4 protein-coding genes and 1 pseudogene are annotated in these 5,770 nt (G+C 64.1%); 1 reads left to right on the forward strand and 4 read right to left on the reverse strand.

Annotation, left to right across the window (positions count from 1 at the left end):
* The 4 genes and pseudogenes from ACLP9N_RS34165 to hisG all read right to left on the reverse strand — a co-directional run.
* A partial coding sequence (locus ACLP9N_RS34165) for an MBL fold metallo-hydrolase (RefSeq protein WP_442411534.1) occupies positions 1-637 on the reverse strand: 637 nt, incomplete at its 3' end.
* Positions 638-803: 166 nt separating this feature from the next.
* Positions 804-2,174 carry an FAD-containing oxidoreductase gene (locus tag ACLP9N_RS34170; RefSeq protein ID WP_442411535.1) on the reverse strand — a complete coding sequence of 457 codons (1,371 nt, stop codon included), beginning with the start codon at positions 2,172-2,174 and terminating at the stop codon, positions 804-806.
* Positions 2,171-2,653: a DUF4126 family protein gene (locus tag ACLP9N_RS34175; protein ID WP_442411536.1), complete on the reverse strand. Its 483-nt coding sequence runs from the start codon at positions 2,651-2,653 to the stop codon at positions 2,171-2,173. Before ACLP9N_RS34175 ends, ACLP9N_RS34170 begins: the two co-directional genes overlap by 4 nt.
* Positions 2,654-2,720: 67 nt before the next feature.
* Positions 2,721-3,307, reverse strand: a pseudogene (gene hisG / locus ACLP9N_RS34180) (ATP phosphoribosyltransferase); the annotation flags it as partial.
* A 446-nt stretch (positions 3,308-3,753) separates the two neighbouring features.
* Between hisG and ACLP9N_RS34185 the strand changes: the two are divergent.
* Positions 3,754-5,424 (forward strand): GMC oxidoreductase, encoded by a 1,671-nt coding sequence (locus ACLP9N_RS34185; protein ID WP_442411537.1) that lies wholly within the window; start codon positions 3,754-3,756, stop codon positions 5,422-5,424.
* Positions 5,425-5,770: the final 346 nt, after the last annotated feature.

The following is a 5,770-nucleotide window of genomic DNA, read 5'->3' on the forward strand; positions in this document are numbered from 1 at the left end:
CTAACCGGTCCAGGTCCGCGATCCAATTCTTTCGGCTCTCGGGGGTGGTGTCGCCGACATACATGCGGCATTGGTTGTACACAACGTCGCCAGCGACGATCAGGCCGATCGATGGAACGTAGAGAGAGGTCGAATCGGAAGTATCGGTGCGACCCTGCTCGATGATGCGCAATTCGTGGCCTTCGAGAGTGAACGTGTCGTGCTCATACGGCTCAGGCGCAACCAACTTAGTGGACACTTGCCCAGGAAACATACGGCGGGCTAACCGCTCCACGGGGGGAGTAAAAGAACTCTGCATGGCGTCCAGAGTCTTGGGCGTTGCGATCGCCCGGGCGGCCGGGAAACGGTCGAGCAGAATGCCCAGACCGTAGAAATGGTCGAAGTGGGCGTGCGTGATATAGATGGTCTCCAGGTTGCGGTTGTGCAGAGCAATCCAATCCGCGAGGGCTTCGGCCTCAGCCACCGTCATCATTGCGTCCACCAGCACCGCGTCGTGCTCGCCGAAGATCAAAGTCGACGTGATCGGGTCAAAGGCGAGCGCTTCGCCGAAGGGCTTTGGCCGCTCGCCGACCATAGCCTTTCCCGGGGTGGTAAAAACGTTCACACTCAGCGTGCTCGACGCGACAGGCGCGGTCACGCGCGTGGCTCTTTCAGTCCACTGATGCCGTCCATTTGGAACTCAATTCCCTCGGGGTGCGGTGCAAGCTCGGTCATCTGGTGTCCTTCTCCACTGGTTGGGTGCCACACCCCCGGTCACGACGGGGTGTGACTGGGCAGCTGGTCGCCGGCGCGGGGCGTGTCCGCTAAGGCAGGGGTTTCATCTCCTCAAGCATCGTCGGCACCAACTCGCTGACGGTCGGATGGATGTGCATGGTGCGTGCCAGCGTCGTGTACGGCGCTCCGGCGGACATGATGTCCAGAATCTCGTGGACCACCTCGTCGCCGCCCACCCCGAAGATCGCCGCGCCGAGGATCTTGTCGGTCTCCGCGTCGACGACGACCTTCATGAATCCTTGCGTCTCACCCTTTTCCACGGCCCGGCCCACGCGGGTCATCGGGCGGAAGCCCAGCAGTGCCTTGCGGCCGGACTTGCGTACCTCCTCGACGGTCTGCCCGGCCCGGCCCAGCGGCGGGTCGATGTACAGCGCGTAGGTGGGGATCCTGTCGCTGACCTTGCGTGGATCGTCATCGAGCAGGTTGGCCGCGACGATCTCGAAGTCGTTGTAGGACGTGTGGGTGAATGCGCCGCGGCCGTTGCAGTCGCCCATCGCCCAGATGTGCTCGACGTTGGTGCGCAACTGGTCGTCGACGACGATGTATCCGCGGGCATTAGTTTGCACGCCGGCCCGATCGAGGCCGAGGTCGTCGGTGTTGGGCCGGCGGCCGACAGCCATCAGCAGGTGCGAACCGACGATGCTGGGCCCGCCCGCCTGCGGCGTCACGGCGATACCGGCGCCGTCGCGGGCGACGCTGATGTCGTCTGCATTGCACTGCACCGCAATGCCTTCGCCCTCCAGGATCGCCTGTATGGTCGCTGACACATCGGGATCCTCTCGCCCTGCCAGCCGCGCTCCCCGTTCCAGAATTGTCACGGCCGCGCCGAATCGGCGGTACATCTGGGCGAATTCCAGCCCGATGTAGCTGCCGCCGATGATGACGAGATGCTCTGGCACCGTGTCGAGTTCGAGAATCCCGACGTTGGTCAGGTAGTCGACGTCGGCCAATCCTGAGATGTTGGGGGCCACCGCGCGGGCCCCGACGTTCAGGAAGATCCGGTCGGCCTGCAGGAGGTCGTCGCCGACGCGCAGGGTGTGCGGGTCCTCGAAGCGCGCGTGGCCGCGGATGACTGTGCATCCCTTCATGCCGTTCAGCCAGGATTCGACGCCGTGCCGGTCGTTGAGCATGATGCCGTCTTTGCGAGCCTTGACTTTTGCCATGTCCACGGTCACCGGCCCGGTGCCGACGCCGTAGTCAGCTCCGCGCCTGGCCAGGTGGGCCGCATGCGCGCTGGCCACCAGGGTCTTGGTGGGAATACACCCGGTATTGACGCAGGTGCCGCCGATTAGCTTGCGCTCGACCACCGCGACGGTCTGGCCGGCGTCGGTCAGCCGTCCGGCCAGCGGTGGTCCGGCCTGCCCGGCACCGACGACGATCGCATCGAACCGGCGAGTCATACGGTGCTCGTCAGATATCCGATGAGAAAGCCGTCCCCGACCGCGACGCCATCTTCGAGCAGCGCAATCGGCAGATCGCGGCCCCCCGTGGCGGCAACCAGCCGCCTGCGGGCCTCATAACCGCCCACGGTGCCCAGCACCGCGCCAACCAGTCCGGCGGCGATCGCGGGGAACGTGAAGCCCCACGCTGCCCCGATCACCGCCCCAGAGAAGCCACCGCTGATGAGCCGCGCGATGAACTGCGGCGGCGTCTTGCGGCTCGGGGTTTTTGGCAGCTGGTCGGTGATCAGCTCGACGACCAGCAGAACGGTCAGCAGCCCGACAGTTATCGAGTTCCCCATCCACGACGCCCATGTCCCGTCGACGTGGAGCCAGTCCAGAAACGCCGCCCAGCTGACCACCGCAGGCGCGGTGAACGCACGCAAGCCGGCGACAATCCCGATGAACAGGGCGAGCAGCAGAACAAGGATGTGCGTCATGCGAGCTCCTCGCGTCGACTCCCGGTCGCGACGCTAGCAGCCGCGCCCCGGGCAGGTAGCTCTTCGCTCAGAAGCGGCAGAACCTGATGTCGGAGGCCAGAATCGCCTTGGCCCCGATGCTGGCCAGCTCGTCCATGATCGCGTTGACGCCCTCGCGCGGCACCAGCGCCCGCACCGCCACCAGCCTGGGTCGCCCAGTGGCGCGATGGTCGGCGACTCCAGCCCCGGCGTCACCTCGGTGGCGCGGTCGAGTGCCGCCCGTGGACAGTCGTAGTCGAGCATCAGATACTGCTGACCGAACACGACGCCCTGCACCCGAGCGGCGAGCTGGTCACGCGCGGCCGCGGTTTCCTCGTCGGCGATTTCGCGTTCGACCAGCACTGCCTCCGAATCACACAGCGGCTCAACGAAAGCCACCACGTTGTGCAGTCCCAGCGTGCGGCCCGATCCGACCACGTCGGCGACCGCGTCGGCCACGCCCAGCCGCACCGAGATCTCAACCACCCCGTCCAGCCGAATCACCTGAGCATCGATTCCTTTGTCGGCCAGGTCTTTCCGTACCAAATGCGGAAACGCGGTAGCGATTCCTTTGTCGGCCAGGTCGGCGACCGACCACGTGCGGCCGGCCGGGGCCGGCCGGGCCGACGACGCTCCCGGCGCGGGCCAACCGTCGTAGCGTGGACCTTCAAATCAAGTCGGGGATCGACCTGTCCGTTAGCCGTTCCCTTTGCGAGCTAGCTGATCGACACCTTGCCTCGCTGTCTCGGCCTGGCTGCCTGATAGGGGCCGAGCGGGTAGCAAACCACGGAAAGGATTCGAGACATGCGCTATGGGACAGGAAATGAGACATCTTGAGCAGGGATTTCATTTGTCGCGTCGAGCCGACGGGGCCGTCTCGTTTCCCTATTTATCCCGGTACGCGATTCGCTCTAAACAGCCTCTACGACGAGGCCGCGTGATCGCGTCCTTGCACCGCCGCTTTGCTCAATTCGAGCCATCCACTGCCTGGCCAGAGGATAATCTCAGCGTCATTGCAGCAATGCACAGGCTCGATCGCCGTTGTTGGACGGCCACGCAAAGAGCGGGAGAGGAAGCACCAGATGAGTCCCGACTATGACGTTATCGTGATCGGGTCGGGTTTCGGGGGGTCCGTCGCTGCTCTTCGCCTAAGCGAGAAGGGGTATCGCGTGGGCGTGCTCGAGAAGGGCGCCCGCTGGCGCCTGGAGGATTACCCGCCCAACAACTGGCATTTGCGAAAATCCTTGTGGCACCCGCGTTTCGGCCTCATCGGCCCCCTCCAGATGACCGTACTGAAGAACGTCCTCATTCAATCGGCTGTCGGCGTGGGTGGGGGTTCGTTGATCTACGGCAACGTCCTCTACGAGCCGCTCGAACAGTTCTACAACGATCCGCAGTGGGCATCGATCACGGACTGGAAAGCGGAATTGGCGCCGTACTACGACCAGGCCAAGCGCATGCTTGGCGTGGCCACGAATCCGAGATTGACACCAGCAGACGAGGTCTTAAAGTCCGTCGCCGACGACCTAGGTGTTGGAGACACATTTCACCCGACTCAGGTGGGTGTGTTTTTCGGTGAGCCCGGTAAGACGGTGCCCGACCCTTACTTCGGTGGTGTGGGACCCGATCGCGCCGGCTGCGTCTTCTGCGCCCAGTGCATGACCGGATGCCCGCACAACGCCAAGAACACCACCGAACGTAACTATCTGTATCTGGCGGAAAAAGCTGGCGCAGAGATTCATCCCATGACAACCGTCGTCGATGTGCGCGAATCACCGGGCGGTGGGTATGAAGTCGAAACCGTTCACAGCGGACGGTGGGTGCGCAGGCAACGCCGGAGATGGCGGGCCGATCAGGTTGTGTTTTCCGCCGCCGCGATCGGCACGCAAAATCTGCTGCACCGACTACGAGCCAGCGGTTCGCTACCGCGGATATCGCCACGGCTGGGCGAATTGGCGCGAACCAACTCGGAGGCTGCCCTGGCTGCCATCTCCCGCTCGCGAACCGACCTGGCCCAAGGCATCGCCGGGACGTCATCGATCCACCCTGATGCGAACACCCACATCGAGGCTTTCCGCGGCGGCAAGGGCAGCAACGCGATGGCACTGCTCACCACAACCCTGGTGGACGGCGACAAGCACCGCCTCGCCAAATGGGCGTTGATCAACTTGCGCCACCCAGGTGCGTTCGCTCGGACCTTTAACATTCGCAAGTTCACCGAGCGGGGGTTGGCGCTGCTTGTCATGCAGGATCTCGACAACTCGCTGACCACCTATCTCAAGCGCGGCCTTCTCGGCACGAAGATGACCTCCCGCCAAGGCACGGGTGAGCCCAACCCAAACTGGATTCCGACCGCAAACGACGTCGCCCGGCGCGTAGCCGACAAGATCGACGGCGATCCACGGGGCCTGTACAACGACATCGTCAACATCCCAACCACAGCACATTTCATTGGCGGTTGTCCTATCGGTGATTCACCGGCGACCGGCGTCGTTGACCCTTATCAGCGGCTATATGGGTATCCCGGCCTGCACGTGATCGACGGCTCCCCTATTGCGGCGAATCTCGGCGCAAACCCCTCGTTGACCATCACAGCGCTATCGGAACGGGCGGTCGCGCTCTGGCCCAACAAGGGCGAACCCGACCCACGCCCTCCAGTAGGCTCCACTTATCAGCGGGTTTCGCCGGTCCTGCCCCGCAATCCGATCGTACCCGAAAACGCGCCGGCGGCGCTTCGCCTATCAGCGATCTAACTCGGCTCCCAATCATCATGTGACTAGATGCCCTGCAGCCCGCCACGCCTGACGCAAGGCAGGACGCGCAAGGGCTGCTATCGACCCGAGCCGCAGGGCCGCCGCGTGAGCGAAGCGGTTCCCGTCGCCGCGTTTCAGCTGGGGTGTTCGAGTTCTGTTCGGGCCTGGTCGATTTGGTCGTAGGCGTACGTCACCATCGCGGCGGTGGTCATCGTTTCACCCTTGCGGGCGAGCGATTCGTAGATCGCCTCACCGTGACATCGCGGAGGTGGGTGATCGCGGTGGTGATTTCAGGGACCGCCGACGCAGAGAAAGGACTGAGCGCGAACCCGGCGATAGTCGCCGC

The sequence above is a fragment of the Mycobacterium sp. genome (genome assembly GCF_052144515.1).
Lineage (GTDB): Bacteria > Actinomycetota > Actinomycetes > Mycobacteriales > Mycobacteriaceae > Mycobacterium.

Excerpts from the sequence above, each read along its gene's own strand:
- ACLP9N_RS34170 (WP_442411535.1), bottom strand. The coding sequence starts at position 2,174 with ATGACTCGCCGGTTCGATGCGATCGTCGTCGGTGCCGGGCAGGCCGGA.
- ACLP9N_RS34175 (WP_442411536.1), bottom strand. The coding sequence starts at position 2,653 with ATGACGCACATCCTTGTTCTGCTGCTCGCCCTGTTCATCGGGATTGTC.
- ACLP9N_RS34185 (WP_442411537.1), top strand. The coding sequence starts at position 3,754 with ATGAGTCCCGACTATGACGTTATCGTGATCGGGTCGGGTTTCGGGGGG.